The organism is Streptomyces sp. enrichment culture (assembly GCF_964272855.1).
Taxonomy (GTDB): Bacteria; Actinomycetota; Actinomycetes; order Streptomycetales; family Streptomycetaceae; genus Streptomyces.
In genome coordinates this window covers 310,669-325,479 of record NZ_OZ186847.1, presented here as the reverse complement: position 1 = coordinate 325,479, position 14,811 = coordinate 310,669, and the positions used below count along the sequence as shown (strand labels likewise).

Here is a 14,811-nt window from a genome sequence, read left to right as displayed (position 1 = left end):
GGGAACCTCAGAGCTCCCGGACCGGGCGGGCGGGGTTGCCGACGACCACGACGTTCGCGGGGACGTCCTTGGTGACGACCGCGCCGGCTCCGACGACGGAGTTGTCGCCGATGGTCACGCCGGGCAGGACGATGGCGCCGCCGCCGAGCCAGACGTTGTCGCCGATGGTGATCGGACGGGCCGCCTCCAGCTTGTCGCGGCGCGGCTGCGGCTCCAGGGGGTGGGTCGGGGTGAGCAGCTGGACGTTGGGGCCGATCTGGCAGTCTTCGCCGATGGTGATCGCCGCGACGTCCAGCGCGGTCAGGTTGTAGTTGACGAAGGTGCGGGCGCCGATGGTGATGTTGCTGCCGTAGTCGACGTACAGCGGCGGGCGCACCTCGACGTCGGCGCCGACCGCGCCGAGCAGTTCGGCGAGCAGCGGCCGGGCCGCGACGGCGTCCTCGGTGTAGGCGGCCTGGTAGCGGGCGGCGAGCCGCATGGCGTGCTGCTGACGCCGGGCGATCTCGGGGTCGTCGGCGATGTAGAGGTCGCCGGCCAGCATGCGTTCGAGGTTGCTGCGGGGGTCGTCCGCGAAGTGGTCCTGGGCCATGCGTACGATCGTACATTTTCGAAGCGTACGTTCGTACACTCTCGGGGGTGCCTCCGTACACTCACTTCCATGTTGGACCTCCCGCGTCAGTGCGCTGCCGCGCGCTGCCGGAGCCGGCGCAGGGCCATCTCGCCCCACTGGAGGTTCTCCCGCTCGAAGGACATGCCCCGCAGCAGGGTGAGGTAGGGGCCGATCCGCTCGGCCTCGGCGAAGAACTCGTCCTCGGTGCGCCCGTCCAGCAGACGTGCCCGCAGCCGCTCGTAGTGGGCGAGCTTGGCGGCGGCCCACTCCATCCGCTCGGTGACCGCCGCTCGTACGGCCTCCAGGTCGCCCACGTCGGCGCACTGGACCTTCACCATCAGCTCGTCCCTGATCGCCGTCGGCTTCCCGGGGAGCTCGGCGACATAGGCGCGCACGGCCTCCAGACCGGCCTCGGTGAGCCGGAAGACGCGCTTGTTGGGCCGCCGCTCCTGCTCGACGACCCGCGCCGTGATGAGCCCGTCGGCTTCCATGCGCTCCAGCTCGCGGTAGAGCTGCTGGGGGGTGGCCATCCAGAAGTTGGCGACGGCGGCGTCGAACTCCTTGGCGAGGTCGTAGCCGGACGCCTCGCCCCTGAGGAGGGCGGCCATCAGAGCGTTGCGCAGTGCCATCGGGCCACGCTATAGCACCGCGTTGACTATGGAGATCGTGGACTACTGGATCAGGTCCATGAACGTGGAGGACGGCTCCAGGAGGCTGGACCGGGTGCCGCCGGTCTCCGCGGGGAGCCCGTCGGCCGTGCCGCAGACGATCTCGTTGCGCGGCGTGTAGTGCGTGCGGAACGGCTCCCGCCGCACCTCGCGGCCGTCGTTGCGGAACACCCGCTCCACGGTCACGTCGAAGCCCTCGAGCGGCGTCTGCGGCACGCACTCCTTGTCGGTGCTCACCTTCCGCGTCGGCTCCTGCACGTTGGTGCGCGGCCCCTTGACCGACTTGATCTCGTCGTACTTCTTGGTGCCGAGGAAGGTGACGGTCACGGAGGTCTCGGTGGACTCGGCCTTGATGTAGACGGCGTTGCCGGTGTCGTTGGTGAACCTCAGGTCGAGGCTGCCCCAGGCGACCGTGGCCTCCCGGCCCTCCGGGTAGCGCTCGATGTAGAACGAGTGGGCGCCGTGCTCCACAGGCTTGACCCCGGCGAAGAACATCGCGTTGTAGACGGTGGTCGCCACGGCCGAGACACCGCCGCCGGGAGCCTTCTTGTACTGGTCGTCGAGGATCATGATGCCGTCGACGAAACCGTTGGCCGCGGTGCGCTCCCCGACGGTCCGGTTGAAGCTCCAGGTCTCGTTCGGCTTGACGAGGGAGCCGTTGATCAGCTCCACGGCCCGGCCCACGTTCTTCGTGCGGTAGTCGGCCTGCTCGAAGTTGACGGTGAACGAGGACAGCTTCTCCGTCAGCCCCAGCCGGGAGGCGTTCTCACGGGTCAGCTCTGGCTGGACCGTACGCGCGGAGACATCGCCGGTGCGGGCGGCGCCGGACTTGGTCAGCAGGGGCATGACGGCCTTGCTCAGCGACTTGTCGGTGACCTCCACGGCGGGGTGGCCGTCGGCGGTCACCACGGCCTTGTCGCCGTCGAGCCCCAGCTCGGCGTTCTCGGCCGTCCTGGGGAGCCTGGCCAGCGGCTCGGCCACCGACGGGGCGCCGAGCAGTCCCTTGCCGTCGATCTGCGGCCGCAGCGTGCCGTGGTCGTCGGGCCGCATCGAAAGGTGCTCGCCCAGGACCGCCGGGGTGACGGAGAAACGCTGCCCGCCGGCGGTGAGGGTGACGGGAGCCGACATCGCCGGCCGCGCGAACTCGCGCACCGCCCGCCGCACCTCCTCCGCGTCGACCTTCGGCTGCGTCTCGCGGGTGGGCAGGACGGTGACCGGGTCGCGCTCGGCGCGCTCGAAGGCGGAACGCAGGGTGTCGACGGCGGCGTCCACGTCCAGCGCGGACCCGGTGCGCGGGGTGACCTCCCGGACCTTGCCGTCGGCGAAGGTGACGGCGCCGTCACGCGCCGTCCGGTCGTGCGCCTTCGCCAGCTCGCCGAGCGCGGACCGGGCCTTGTCCTCGTCCACGCTCACCACGGGGTCGACGGGGCCGCCCGAGCCGAACAGTCCGCCGATGGCGCTGAACGGGTCGCGGCCGGTGTGCGCCGCCCGGTCGACGGTCCCCTCGGCGTCGAAGGCCAGCCCGGCCTGCCGCGGATCGACCGTGTCCCGGTCGTCGCCGACCTCGACGGCGATCTGCCGGGAACCGGCCGCGGACAGGTGCCGCTCCAGCTTCCGCACGGCTGCGTCGTGGTTCAGGCCGCCGATGTCCACACCGCGCACCGTCGTGCCCGCCTCGATCTCGCCGCCCGCGATCAGCAGCCCGGTGAGATACAGCCCGCCGACACCGACGGCCAGCGCGCCGCCCGCCAGGGCGACGGGCGGAAGGGAGGCGATGCGGGAGGCGGAGGGTATTCGGGGGCGCATGAGTCTCCTGGGCGAGGTGTGCGGGGGGTCACCCGACGGCGCGGCACTGGGCGCGGGCAGTCACCCAAGGTACCCAGAGGTGGGTACAGAACGGGAGCTTCCCGTCTCGGATCGGGAATATAGGGCGGAATTCACAGTCCTGACGCTCACCGGCCGAGCCGCGTCAGAAGGCCTCAGCCCCCGCGTCCGCCAGGGACACCAGTCGCGCCATCTCGGCCGCGGGCAGCGCGCGATTGGCGGCAGCGGCCTCGGCCACTTGTTCGTCGTCGTCCGTGAGGAGGTCCACGACGACCTGGGGCGGCAGAGCCGGGTGGGCGGCTGCGACGGGGCGTGCTCGTGGGTCGTCCAGGCAGGCGAGGAGCGCCGAGGCCGGGGCGGCGGGGTGCCGGGCGATCTCGCGGAGCGCTTTGGGTACCGTCGGCCGGTGCCGGGCCAGGTCGTGCAGGAGGGCCGGTGACGCGTCCGGGTTGGCCGCCACCCTGGCGATGACCCGGGCCCCGTGCCGGCCGGTCATGGCGCGGAGCCGGGACTCGGAGAGGCCGGGATGCGGGGCGATGGAGGCGAGCACCTTCGCGTCGGGGTCCTCGGCGAGCGCGTCGCGGATCTCGGGCGGCAGGTCCCGTCGTGCGGCCACGAGCATCCGCAGCGTCGGATTGGGGGACGCGGCCAGCTCCTCGACCTCCGAGGGCGAGGCGGCGACGACACGCGGCAGCGACGTCGGGCCGATCCTGGTCGCGTCGGCCAGCTCGGCGAGAACGTCCAGCGGCACGCGCGGGTGGTGCGCCAGCCTGCGCCGCACGTCATGACCGGGGTCCTCGGCCAGCGCGCGGATCAGGGCCTCGTCGGTCGCCGGGTTCTCCGCCAGCTCGGCGCGGACGGCGGGGGAGGAGTCGCGGGTCAGGCGCCGGTACACCGGTCGCGGCAGGTCGGGGCGGGCGGCGAGCAGGGAGCGCAGCACCGGCGAGGGGTGCTCGGCGAAGCCCACGACGGCGGCGGCGGGCGTGGCCGGGTTCCGCAGCGCCCGTTCGTACATGCCGTGGACGGTGGATTCGTGCCCGCCGTCGCACACGGCGCCGGACGGCAGCTCGCAGCCCGGCCGGTCGCAGTGCGGATCGTGCGCGAACGGCGTGGCCTCCCGGTCGCAGACCAGGCACCACCGCGCGGGCGGCAGCCCGTCACCTGTGACCAGCGCCCCCAGCACCGCCGACGGTGTCGCCTCGTTGGCCGCGACCGCGCTGCGCACCTCGGCGTGCGGATGCCCGGCGAGCCGGGCGGCCACCTCTGAGGACGTCGTCCACAGCGCCAGCTCCGTCACGACGCGTATCTCGCGGTCGGCGGCGAGCGCGTCCGTCACGTCCGGAGGCAGACCGGGACACGCCGCCAGCTTCTCCCGGTGCTCGACGACCGGATCGGCGGCGAGGCGCCGTGCCCACTCCGGGCTGCCCGCCCCCTCGTCCAGGAGCGTCGGCGCGGCCCCCGGCCGGGCCACCGGATCGACGTCGGCCGCGGTCAGCCCGCCCGAGTACGCGAGCCGTACCGCGATCGCCGCGTCACGCCGGGACAGCGCGACGGCCCGCGCCCGGCCGAGGTCCACTCGGCGGGCGAGGGCCCAGTCGACGTCGTCGTCCGCGAGGCCGATCAGCCGGTCGATCAGCGCGCCCGGCAGGGCGGGATTGGCGGCGAGCCCGCACAGCAGGTGATGCACGGGTGCATCCTGCCGTGTCGCGCGCACAGCGGCGCGCGAATTCCGGACCGGCGCCCGGCCCGCTCCCGGCGGGTGACGTCACTCCGACGTCACTTCACTCCGAGGACCGGACCTGTTTCCTCAGCTCCTCCTCCACCTCGCGCCGCGGCGCCCGCGTCGCGGCCGCGTACTCGGTGACCGCGCCCTGCATGTCGCGGGCCAGATCCCGCCAGGCACGCCACGCCGTCTCGTAGGTCTCGGTCTGGCGCGCGGACCAGCCGCCCGGCTGGGTCGGCGACCCGTACTGGGCCCGCAGCTCCTCGACCCGGTTGTGGGCCTGGTCGGCCGCGCGCTGCATCTCGACCAGTTCGTCGAAGGTATGTGCCACGCCGCGATCGTAAGAAGCAACGCCCGTCGGCGCGCGCCGACAGGGCGCAGGGTCATCCTCTCGGGGCGGTCGTGAACCGGAAGTGGACGTCCCGGGAACGGTCCGTCACCGGGGGTCACCTGGTCGGACGAGCGGTGGCCCGCGACCGGCCGGGGCCCCGATCGCGCCAGGTCACCCCCGCTCGCCGCACGCCGCCGACGGCTGGGCCGGCCCGCCGTCCCGGGTGCTCGCCCCGTACCGCGCGGCTACGTTGCGAGGAGCGCGCTGAGCAGGCTCGCAGCCTCCCCGCACTCCGGAAGGAGCGTGGCCGACGTGGCCCGGAACCGCCGTCTGATCCTGAGTTCGCCGTCCGAGGTCTGGAGCCTGCTGTCCGACGGCCGTCGCTACGGGGAGTGGGTGACGGGCACCAGGCAGGTGCTCGACGCGGACCCGGACTGGCCGGACGTGGGCGCCCGGCTGCGCGTCCGCGTCGGATTCGGTGCCCTGACCCTCGACGACACCTGCGTCGTGCGGATCTGCGAGCCCGAACGCCGGCTGGAACTGGAGGCGAAGGCGGACCCCTTCGGCGCGGCCCGCATCGCCATGCGGCTGGTCCCCTGGGGCGAGAACACGCTGTTCGAACTCGACTGGCACCCCCTGCGAGGCCCCGGCACCCGGATGCACGGACTCCCCGTGGACTACGTCGTCGCGATCCGCAACGGCATGATGCTCACGAAGCTGGCCAGGATCGCGGTACGCGAGCACGAGACCGCCGGCGCCGGTGTCGGCTAACCGGCCCGCAGGACCCCTTCCACGAGCCTGCGGATCTCCTGCTCCGGGACGGCGTCCCCGCCGCCGACCAGGCGGTCGAAGACCAGTCCGTCCACGCAGGTCAGCAGGGTGACGGTGCGTTCCGCAGGGTCGGGGACCCCCTGGGCGGCGAGGAAGTCGCGTACGAGGTTCAGCGCCGCGTTCTCGCGCGGTACGAGGATCTCGCGCAGTTCGGGGTGATGCACGCTCTCGATGGCGCACGCGTAGCGGGCGAGGGAGCGCCGCCGCCCCTCCCCGCTCAGCCGCCGCTCGCAGAACGCGGCGATGCGGGCGGCCAGTTCCGCCGCGTCCCGCGGTGCCGGTGTCGCGTCGCCGGCCTCCTGGAGTTCCGCCTGGTCCAGGGCGACCAGGCGCCGGACCAGTGCGGTGAGCAGCGCCTGACGGGTGCGGTAGTACGCGGAGGTGGTGCCGGGCGCGAGCCGCGCCGCCCGGTCCACGGCGCGATGGGTCAGACCCCGTATGCCGTGCTCGGCGAGCACGCTGACGGCGGCGTCGGCGAGGAGGGTGCGTCGATCGGTGGCCACCCCCCATTTCTACACCTGTAGAGAGCGGGAGTATCTTCTGCGTCCGGAGAGGCTTCTACAGGTGTAGAAACCCGGCGTGTGAAGCGCGCCCGGAAGAAGGGGGACCAGGACATGCGGGACGCGGGCGGCAGCGCGGTGGTGGTCGGTGGCGGCATCGGAGGGCTGGCCGCCGCCGTCGGCCTGCGGCTCATCGGCTGGCGGGTGACGGTGGTGGAACGCGCCGCCACCCTCGCCGACGTAGGAGCCGGCATCTCCCTGCACGTCAACGGACTGCGCGCCCTGGACGCCCTCGGCGTCGGCGCGGCCGTGCGTGCCGCGGCGCGCCCGCAGTACACCGGAGGCACCCGCACCCCCAAGGGTGCCTGGCTGGCCCGCATGGACGGAGCGGCCCTCGAACGCGAACTGGGCACCCCGATCGTCGGCATCCCGCGTGCCGAACTGCACCGTCTGCTGCGCGCCGCCCTGCCCCCGGACCGCCTGCTCGTCGGCGCCGAGGTCACCTCGGTCGGCCACACCACCCCCGACCGGCTGACGGTGACCGTCCCGGACGGCGTCCTCGAAGCGGACCTGGTCGTGGCGGCCGACGGCGTCAACAGCCGGCTGCGCGCCCGCCTGTTCCCGCACCATCCCGGCCCCGTCTACAGCGGGTCGACGGTCCTGCGCGCCATCACCGAGCACCCCGTCGACCTCGACAGCGACTTCGAGATCACCTGGGGCGGGGGCGCCGAGTTCGGGCACATCGCCTTCACCGACGGCCGGGCCGAGTGGCACGCCGTGCTCAACTCACCGCCCGGCGTACGGCACACCGACGCGCTGGCCGCGATGCGCCACCGGTTCGCCGACTGGCACCACCCGGTCCCCGAACTGCTCGACGCGACCCGCCCCGACGCCGTCCTTCACCACGACATCCACGAACTCGCCACCCCCTTGCCGTCCTTCACCACCGGCCGGATCGCGCTCCTCGGCGACGCCGCCCACGCCATGACCCCCAACCTCGGCCAGGGCGCCTGCCAAGCCCTCGAGGACGCGGTCACCCTGACCGCCGCCCTCGCCACGGAACCCACCGTGGCCGCGGCTCTGGCCCGCTACGACGCCGAACGCCGGCCCCGCAGCCAGTCCGTGGCCCGCGCCGCCCGCCGAGCCGGCCGTATGGGCCAGCAACTGCGCCACCCCCTGGCCACCTCGCTGCGTGACACCGCCATGCGGCTGGCACCGTCCGGGGCGACGCTGCGCGCCATCCTGCGGCACGCGGACTGGACTCCGCCCGCGCTCGGCTGAGGACGTCGTCTGTCGGCCGTCCGAATGAACTCGACACCGAGTCGCAGGCGCGCCGGCGGGAGGCGAGGAAAGCTCGCTCCCATGACTGCCTCGCCCACCGCCCGTGCCGTGCCGCTGTCCCTCGCCGTGGTCCTCTCGCTGGTCGCCGCCCTCCTGCTGGCCGGCGGCTCACCGGCGGCCGCGGCACCCAAGCCGGTTATCGGCGGCCCGGTGTTCAACGACCCGATGGGTACGACGGCGCAGCGGAAGGCGATCTTCACCCAGCTCGTCCGGCTGATCGCCGGGACACCGGCCGGGGCGCGGATCCGCGGCTCGGTGTACGAGTTCAACGACCGGGAGGTCGCCGACGCGCTGATCGCCGCCCACCGGCGCGGAGTCGACGTACGGCTCGTCGTCGACGACTCGACCTATGTCGACGCCGACGGCGACGAGTACGCCAACGCCCCCTACGCGTCGCTGAAGGCGGCGCTCGGCACCGACACCGCCGCCCGCTCCTGGATCGTCGTCTGCGACGACCGGTTCGAGGACCCCGACGGCGTGGACGACGTCCGGCGCGGCTGCCTGGGCGTCGCCCCGCCCGAACCGGCGTACAGCCACAACAAGTTCCTGGTCTTCTCCAGGATCGGGCCCTTCGACGACGGCAGCAGCTACTCGAAGGTCGTCTTCCAGACGTCCTCGAACCTCTCCCAGTGGTACAAGGACGAGTCCTTCAACGACGCGGTCACCTTCACGGACAGCGCCGTGTACGACGGGTACGTCACCTACCACGACCGGCTCCGGCAGGGGCGCACCCTCGCCGGAGGCGACAACAGGGCGTACTTCTCGACCCCGCCCGGCTCGGCCTACCGCGCGTACTTCTTCCCGCTCGGTGACAGCTCCTACAACAACCCGGCCTCCGACGTCATCGTCCAGGCGCTGAACGGGATCCGGTGCTCCCACACCGACGCGGGCGGGCAGCAGCGCTCGACCGACATCCGCATCGTCACGTACACCTTCTACCGCTCGCGCGCCCAGGTCGCCGACAAGCTGGCCGAGCTGCGCGGCCGGGGATGCTGGATCGACATCCTCTACGCCGAGACCGACAGCGCCGTCACCGCCGAGCTCGACGCCGCCGGCATCCAGCACCGCCGCTGCCGCATCCCCAACGGCCCGGGCATCGACGTCCGCCCGCACAACAAGCAGATGCTGATCGACGGCGACGTCGGCGGCGACCTCACCCCGCGCGTCTACACCGGCAGCGCCAACCTGACCGGGTCGTCGCTGCGCTCGGCCGACGAGGCGATGGTGCGGATCATCTCCGCCGCCCACCACGCGAGTTACCTCAGCGCGTTCTACCGCATCCGCACGGCCTGCGGCGGGTGAGGGCCGCTACGGCCGCTGCCGGCGGATCTCGGTGAGCACGGCCTCCACAAGGGGACGCACCCCCGCCCTCAGCTCCTCGGTCCAGCTCTTCTCCGAGTAGGAGGAGCCGAGATACAGCCGACGGGCGTGCTCCAGCACCGGGCGGTGCTCCGGGGGGAGCCGGGCGAGCGCCCAGTCGGCCGCGGCGTCCTTCGGCCGGATCTCGCCGGTGGCGAGCGTGGTCCAGACGCGTGCCAGCGTCAGCACGACATTGCGGGTGTCGGCGTCCAGGTCGTCCAGCAGTGCGGGCAGGCCCGCCGTCATCGCCCGGACCAGGTCGGCGTGCGGGACGGGGTCGAGGATCCGTGCGGGCGGCGGTCCGGTGACGGGGTGATCGCCGGACAGGACCATCGTGATCAGCACGGCGAGGTCCGGCATGGGCCGGCGCCGGGGCAGCGCGCCCGCCTCGAACTCGTCGCGCAGCCACTCGCCGTAGAGGAAGTCGCCGACCGGTGGCCAGCGCCACGGGCAGACCTCGGAGCGGACCACGACGGTGAGTTCGACCGGCCGGGGCCCGCCCGGCGAGCCGGCACCCGAGACGGCCAGCAGCCCGTCGAGCAGCCCCCGCCGTCGCCGGCCGTCCATGGGCCGTTCGCACACCACCAAGACGTCCAGATCGCTGGCCGGCCGCAGCCCGCCCAGCACCGCGGACCCATGGAGGTACGCCCCCACGAGCCCGGGGCCCAGCACGCCGTCGACCAGTCCCATCAGCCGCCGCAGTTGATCCATCGCACCAGTATCCGCACCGACCGCGTTGGGAGATCAGCCAAAGGCCGGGGGCTCATTCTGGCCGATGCGCGCACCGCCGCCGGCCCGTCGTTCCGCATCATCGGGGACTGTCCACGCACCTGGACCCCTGGAGCAGCCACGATGAGCCCTCACCCCGGCCCCCCGCTCGACCTCACCGCCGACGTCGTCGCCCTGACCCGCGCCCTCGTCGACATCCCCTCCGAGAGCGGTGCGGAGGCACGTCTCGCCGACGCCGTCGAGCACGCGCTGCGGCGACTGCCTTGGCTGACGGTGGAGCGCGTCGGCAACTCCGTCGTGGCCCGCACGGACCGGGGCCGCCCGCAGCGGGTGATCATCGCGGGGCACCTCGACACCGTGCCCGCCGCCGGCAACCTGCCGTCCCGCCTGGACGGGGAGCTGCTGTACGGGCTGGGCGCCTGCGACATGAAGGGCGGCGTCGCCGTCGCCCTGCGCCTCGCGGCCACCGTGCCCGTGCCCGCCGACCGCGACGTGACGTACGTCTTCTACGAGTGCGAGGAGGTCGAGGGCGACCGCAACGGCCTGCACCGCATCGCCACCGAACGCCCCAGCCTTCTCGAAGCCGACCTCGCGGTGCTCATGGAGCCCTCCGACGCCGGTGTCGAGGCCGGCTGCCAGGGCGTCCTGATGGCCGACATCACCGTACGCGGCGCGCGCGCCCACACCGCGCGGGCCTGGACCGGCGTCAACGCCGCGCACCGTGCCGCGGCCGTCCTCCAGCGGCTCGCCGAGCACACCCCGGAACGGGTCGTGATCGACGGCCTCACCTACCGCGAAGGGCTCAACGCCGTCGCCGTGCGCAGCGGGGTGGCCGGGAACGTCGTCCCCGACGAGTGCGTCGTCACCGTCAACGCCCGCTTCGCGCCGAGCCGCACCCCCGAGCAGGCCGAGGAGTACCTGCGCGCGCTGCTCCCGCCCGACCGTTTCCCCGAGCCCGACTTCCGCATCGAGGTCACCGAGGCGGTACCCGGCGCCCTCCCCGGCCTCGACCAGGACGCCGTGGCCTCCCTCGTCGAGACCCTGGGCGCCACGCCGCGCCCCAAGCTGGGCTGGACCGACGTCGCCCGCTTCACCGCACTCGGCACGCCCGCGCTCAACTACGGCCCCGGCGATCCGTCGCTGGCCCACACGGCCGGCGAGTACGTACCGGTCGCGCACCTGCGGGAGTGCGAACGGCGGCTGCGCGACTGGCTCGCCGGGACGGGGTGAACGACCGCACCCGCCGCCCGGTCAGCCACCGCCGGTCAGGCCGCCCAGCGTCCGCAACTGCAGCCACAGCACCAGCCGTTCGTCGGGGTCTTCCAGATCGATGCCGAGCTGCTGCCGGACCTGCTTGAGCCGGTAGCGGCAGGTGTTGGGGTGCACGGCGAGCAGCCGTGCGGCACCCGCCATGTCGCATCCGGCGTCCAGCCAGCAGACGAGGGTGCGGGCGTACTCGGTGCCGTGCCGCTCGTCGTACGCCAGCACCCGCCGCCACGCGCCCGCGCTCAGCTCCCGCCGCTCCGCCATGACCTCGGACAGCCGCAGCAGGGCGACCCGCGGCCGGACCTCGTCCACCGTCGCCACCGGCCGGTCGTCGCCCAGGACGCGCAGCACCAGATCGGCGTCCGCGCGGGACGCCCCGGCCTCCTCCAAGGCCACCACCTCGCCGAGCCCGGCCCGCACGGGCGCCCGCAGCGCCTGCCCCGCCTGCCGCACGACGCCCTCGGCGAACCGCCGGTGCCGCTCCGCGCCCCGCTCCCCGGCGGCCGGCAGGAGGGCGTAGACGACGCCGTCGGCGAGCACGCACGCCCGCCGCCCGTAGCGCGCCTCGCACTGCAGCCGTACGAGGTCAAGCAGCCGCAGCGCGGTCTGTTCCCCGTCCGGCGTGGCCGACGCGGCCTCCAGGGCGAACGCGGCCACCCGCACCGCACCCTCTCCGAAACCCAGCCGGTGGCCGGCCGTCGCCGGGTCCGCGGTGCCGTCGAGCAGCCGGCGCAGCAGCTCGCCGTGCTGATGCCGGGCGAGCTCCTGCGCCGCCCGCGCCCGCAGCAGCAACAGCGCCGCCGTCGAGGCACCCTGAACGAGGGCGTCCTCCGCGTCCGGCGCCAGACTCCCGTCGTCGACCACCCACAGCGAGCCCAGCGTCTCGCCTCCGGCGCGCACCGCGACCGCCAGGCGGGGCAGGCCGTCGCCGCTCAGCGCGGGCAGCCGGACGGGGCCGTCGGCGGCGAACAACAGCCGGTACTGCTCGGTGTTCTCGGGGCTGTCCGGCACCTGGAGGCCGAGGATGCCCTGACGGCGGTCCTCGTCGACGGCCTGCCCGGCCACCGTCGAGTAGGCGAGGATGCGCTGGCGCCGGTCCTCGATCGCGGTCGCGCCGCCCGCCGAGGCGGCCACGGCGTCCGCCAGGGAGAACAGGTCGCCGAGCGCCGCGTCGCTGCCCACCGGCGACGGCCGCGCCCCGACGGCGGCGGCCAGCAGCAGATGCGCCTGATGCCAGGCGATGTCCCCGGCGACGCCGAGCAGGGCCAGGCCGTGCGCCTCCGCCTCCGCGACCGGCCCCTCGTCCCCCCGCACCACCAGCCCCGCCATGCCCGCCCCGGCGGCGTCCCGCACCAGCGGCCCGGCGGCGCCCGCGCGCACGCCGACGGCCAGCAGCAGAGCGCCGGGGGAGCGGGGCAGCGGCACGTGCGGGTCGTACAGGACGACCTCGCGCACCGGGACGGCCGTCCCGCCGGCGGGCGCGACGAGCAGCCGCACGGTGGAGCCGCCGAGGGTGTCGAGCAGCTCGGCGAGCGTACAGGCTTCCACCACGGCTGCGCCCCACTCCGGATTGGCCGATCTCACCATGACCTTACGGCCGTCTTGTGCGGGAGGCCAAGGCGGACGGGGAGGGGAGATCACAGACTCTGAGCCATGACACGAGTGACGACTTCCGTCCCGGCCGCGATCCGCGACCTCGCCGCGGGCGCCGCCCGCGCGGCCGGGGTCACCCTGCGCCCCGTCGACGACGTGGCCGGCATCGCCGAGGTGGCCGACTTCTTCTGCGACGTCTGGAAGACACCCCGCAGCACCCCGCCCTACCCGGCCGAGGTGCTGCACAGCCTGGTGCACGCCGGAGGCGCGGTGCACGCGGCCCACGACGGGGCCCGGCTGGCCGGCGCGTCGGTGGTCGTCCCGGGGGAGCCCGAGCGGCGGGACTCGTACTCGCTGGTGGCCGCGGCCGCCGCCAGCGACCGCGGGGTCGGCCACGCCGTCAAGCAGGCCCAGCGGGTATGGGCACTGGAACGGGGCGCCCGCACCATGCGCTGGACGTTCGACCCCCTGGTGGGCCGCAACGCCCGCTTCAACCTGGCCAAACTGGGCGCCACCGGCACCGAGTACCTCGTCGACTTCTACGGCCCCATGGCCGACGGCGTGAACGACGGCGACGAGAGCGACCGGCTCACCGTGACCTGGGACCTCCTCACCCCCCGCCCCGCCGACCCCGGGACCCCGCTGGACACGCCGCCCTCCCGGACCACGCACCGCGCCCCCGACGGCGGACCGCTGGCCGGGCGGGACGCCGGCGACCGGCACGTCCGGTGCCGGGTGCCCGCCGACGCCGTCGCGCTCCGCGCCGCCGACCCCGCGCTGGCCCGGCGCTGGCGGCACGCCGTCCGGGAGGTGTTCACCGAGGCGTTCGCCGAGGGCTTCACCGTGACCGGGATGAGCCGCGACGGCTGGTACACCCTGACCCGAGGCGGCGAGGAGGCCGGTCCCCGATGAAGCTCGAACGCGTGGAACTCCTCCATGTGGCCGTCCCCCTCGTCACCCCGTTCCGTACCTCGTTCGGCGTCATGACCAGCAAGGACACCTTCCTGCTGCACGTCGTCACCGACGAGGCGGAGGGCTGGTCCGAGTTCGCGGCCGACCCGGAACCGCTGTACTGCTCGGAGTTCGTCGCCGGAGCCGAGATCGTGCTGCGCGACTTCCTGCTGCCCCGAGCCGCCGCCCTGCCCCGGCTCACCACCGCCGCGCTCGCCCCCGCGCTCGCGAAGATCAAGGGCCACGAGCTGGCCAAGGCCGCCCTCGAAACCGCCGTGCTCGACGCCGAACTGCGGGCCCACGACATGCCGCTGGCCACCTTCCTCGGCGCCGTCCGCGACCGGGTGCCCGCCGGGGTCTCGGTCGGCATCCGCGACTCCGTGCCCGCACTCCTCGACGAGGTCGAGGGCTACCTCGCCGAGGGCTACCTGCGCATCAAGCTGAAGATAGAGCCGGGCTGGGACGTCGAACCCGTACGGGCCGTGCGCGAACGCTTCGGCGACGGGCTCCCCCTCCAGGTCGACGCCAACACGGCCTACAACCTCGCCGACGCCGAACACCTCCGCATGCTCGACGAGTTCGGACTGCTGCTCATCGAGGAGCCCCTGGAGGAGAACAACCTCCACGCGCACGCCCTGCTGCAACAGCGGATCGCCACACCCGTCTGCCTCGACGAGTCCCTGCACTCCGCCCGGGACACCGCCTCCGCCATCGCCATGGACGCCTGCCGGGTCGTGAACGTCAAACCCGCCCGGGTCGGCGGCTACCTGGAGGCCCGGCGCGTCCACGACGTCGCGGCGGCACACGGCGTCCCCGCCTGGTGCGGAGGCATGCTGGAGACCGGCATCGGACGCGCCCCCAACCTGGCGCTCGCGGCCCTGCCCGGCTTCACCCTGCCCGGCGACACCTCGGCCTCCAGCCGGTACTTCGCCGAGGACGTCACCGAACCGTTCGTCCTGCGCGACGGCCACCTCACCGTGCCGGCCTCACCCGGCATCGGCGTACGGCCGCTGCCGGAGACCCTGCGCCGCTTCACCACCGGCAGACGGGTGCTGTTCGGCGGCTGAGCCACCGTGCGCGGCGGC

Annotated in this window: 14 protein-coding genes; 6 read left to right on the top strand and 8 right to left on the bottom strand. The window is 73.9% G+C overall.

The window, feature by feature from the left end; translation table 11 throughout:
• Nucleotides 1-7: 7 nt before the first annotated feature.
• The 5 genes from ACSU6L_RS01190 to ACSU6L_RS01170 form a co-directional block, all read right to left on the bottom strand.
• Complete coding sequence (locus ACSU6L_RS01190) at nt 8-589, bottom strand: sugar O-acetyltransferase (RefSeq protein WP_437052617.1); 582 nt, start codon at nt 587-589, stop codon at nt 8-10.
• An 86-nt stretch (nt 590-675) separates the two neighbouring features.
• Entirely contained in the window at nt 676-1,239 is a 564-nt protein-coding gene (locus ACSU6L_RS01185) for a PadR family transcriptional regulator (RefSeq protein WP_437052615.1), read from the bottom strand.
• A 42-nt stretch (nt 1,240-1,281) separates the two neighbouring features.
• Complete coding sequence (locus tag ACSU6L_RS01180; RefSeq protein ID WP_437052613.1) at nt 1,282-3,084, bottom strand: VanW family protein; 1,803 nt, start codon at nt 3,082-3,084, stop codon at nt 1,282-1,284.
• Nucleotides 3,085-3,247: 163 nt separating this feature from the next.
• Nucleotides 3,248-4,789, bottom strand: coding sequence for a hypothetical protein (locus ACSU6L_RS01175; RefSeq protein ID WP_437052611.1), 1,542 nt, complete (start codon nt 4,787-4,789; stop codon nt 3,248-3,250).
• A gap of 94 nt (nt 4,790-4,883) precedes the next feature.
• Nucleotides 4,884-5,156, bottom strand: coding sequence for a hypothetical protein (locus ACSU6L_RS01170; RefSeq protein WP_365517753.1), 273 nt, complete (start codon nt 5,154-5,156; stop codon nt 4,884-4,886).
• A gap of 312 nt (nt 5,157-5,468) precedes the next feature.
• Here ACSU6L_RS01170 and ACSU6L_RS01165 point away from each other — a divergent pair, with 312 nt between their 5' ends.
• The gene (locus tag ACSU6L_RS01165) at nt 5,469-5,927 is read left to right on the top strand and encodes an SRPBCC family protein (protein WP_437052609.1); all 459 of its coding nucleotides are present in this window, start codon (nt 5,469-5,471) and stop codon (nt 5,925-5,927) included.
• Here ACSU6L_RS01165 and ACSU6L_RS01160 read toward each other — a convergent pair.
• On the bottom strand, nt 5,924-6,490 hold the full coding sequence (locus ACSU6L_RS01160) for a TetR/AcrR family transcriptional regulator (protein ID WP_437052607.1): 567 nt from the start codon (nt 6,488-6,490) through the stop codon (nt 5,924-5,926). The two genes, ACSU6L_RS01165 and ACSU6L_RS01160, sit on opposite strands and share 4 nt — an antisense overlap.
• 111 nt (nt 6,491-6,601) lie before the next feature.
• Here ACSU6L_RS01160 and ACSU6L_RS01155 point away from each other — a divergent pair, with 111 nt between their 5' ends.
• On the top strand, nt 6,602-7,768 hold the full coding sequence (locus tag ACSU6L_RS01155) for an FAD-dependent monooxygenase (RefSeq protein ID WP_437064714.1): 1,167 nt from the start codon (nt 6,602-6,604) through the stop codon (nt 7,766-7,768).
• An 81-nt stretch (nt 7,769-7,849) separates the two neighbouring features.
• Nucleotides 7,850-9,130, top strand: a complete 1,281-nt coding sequence (locus ACSU6L_RS01150; protein ID WP_437052605.1) for a phospholipase D-like domain-containing protein — start codon at nt 7,850-7,852, stop codon at nt 9,128-9,130.
• Between the two features lie 6 nt (nt 9,131-9,136).
• Here ACSU6L_RS01150 and ACSU6L_RS01145 read toward each other — a convergent pair whose 3' ends face one another.
• The gene (locus ACSU6L_RS01145; RefSeq protein ID WP_437052603.1) at nt 9,137-9,898 is read right to left on the bottom strand and encodes an aminoglycoside adenylyltransferase family protein; all 762 of its coding nucleotides are present in this window, start codon (nt 9,896-9,898) and stop codon (nt 9,137-9,139) included.
• A gap of 141 nt (nt 9,899-10,039) precedes the next feature.
• Between ACSU6L_RS01145 and dapE the strand changes: the two genes are divergently transcribed.
• On the top strand, nt 10,040-11,146 hold the full coding sequence (gene dapE / locus ACSU6L_RS01140) for a succinyl-diaminopimelate desuccinylase (protein ID WP_437052601.1): 1,107 nt from the start codon (nt 10,040-10,042) through the stop codon (nt 11,144-11,146).
• A gap of 21 nt (nt 11,147-11,167) precedes the next feature.
• Here the strand turns inward: dapE and ACSU6L_RS01135 are convergent, their stop codons facing one another.
• On the bottom strand, nt 11,168-12,733 hold the full coding sequence (locus tag ACSU6L_RS01135; protein WP_437052599.1) for a PucR family transcriptional regulator: 1,566 nt from the start codon (nt 12,731-12,733) through the stop codon (nt 11,168-11,170).
• Between the two features lie 102 nt (nt 12,734-12,835).
• Here ACSU6L_RS01135 and ACSU6L_RS01130 point away from each other — a divergent pair, with 102 nt between their 5' ends.
• On the top strand, nt 12,836-13,687 hold the full coding sequence (locus ACSU6L_RS01130) for a chorismate synthase (protein WP_437052597.1): 852 nt from the start codon (nt 12,836-12,838) through the stop codon (nt 13,685-13,687).
• Nucleotides 13,684-14,793, top strand: coding sequence for an o-succinylbenzoate synthase (menC, locus tag ACSU6L_RS01125; protein ID WP_437052595.1), 1,110 nt, complete (start codon nt 13,684-13,686; stop codon nt 14,791-14,793). Before ACSU6L_RS01130 ends, menC begins: the two co-directional genes overlap by 4 nt.
• The last annotated feature ends 18 nt before the right edge of the window (nt 14,794-14,811 follow it).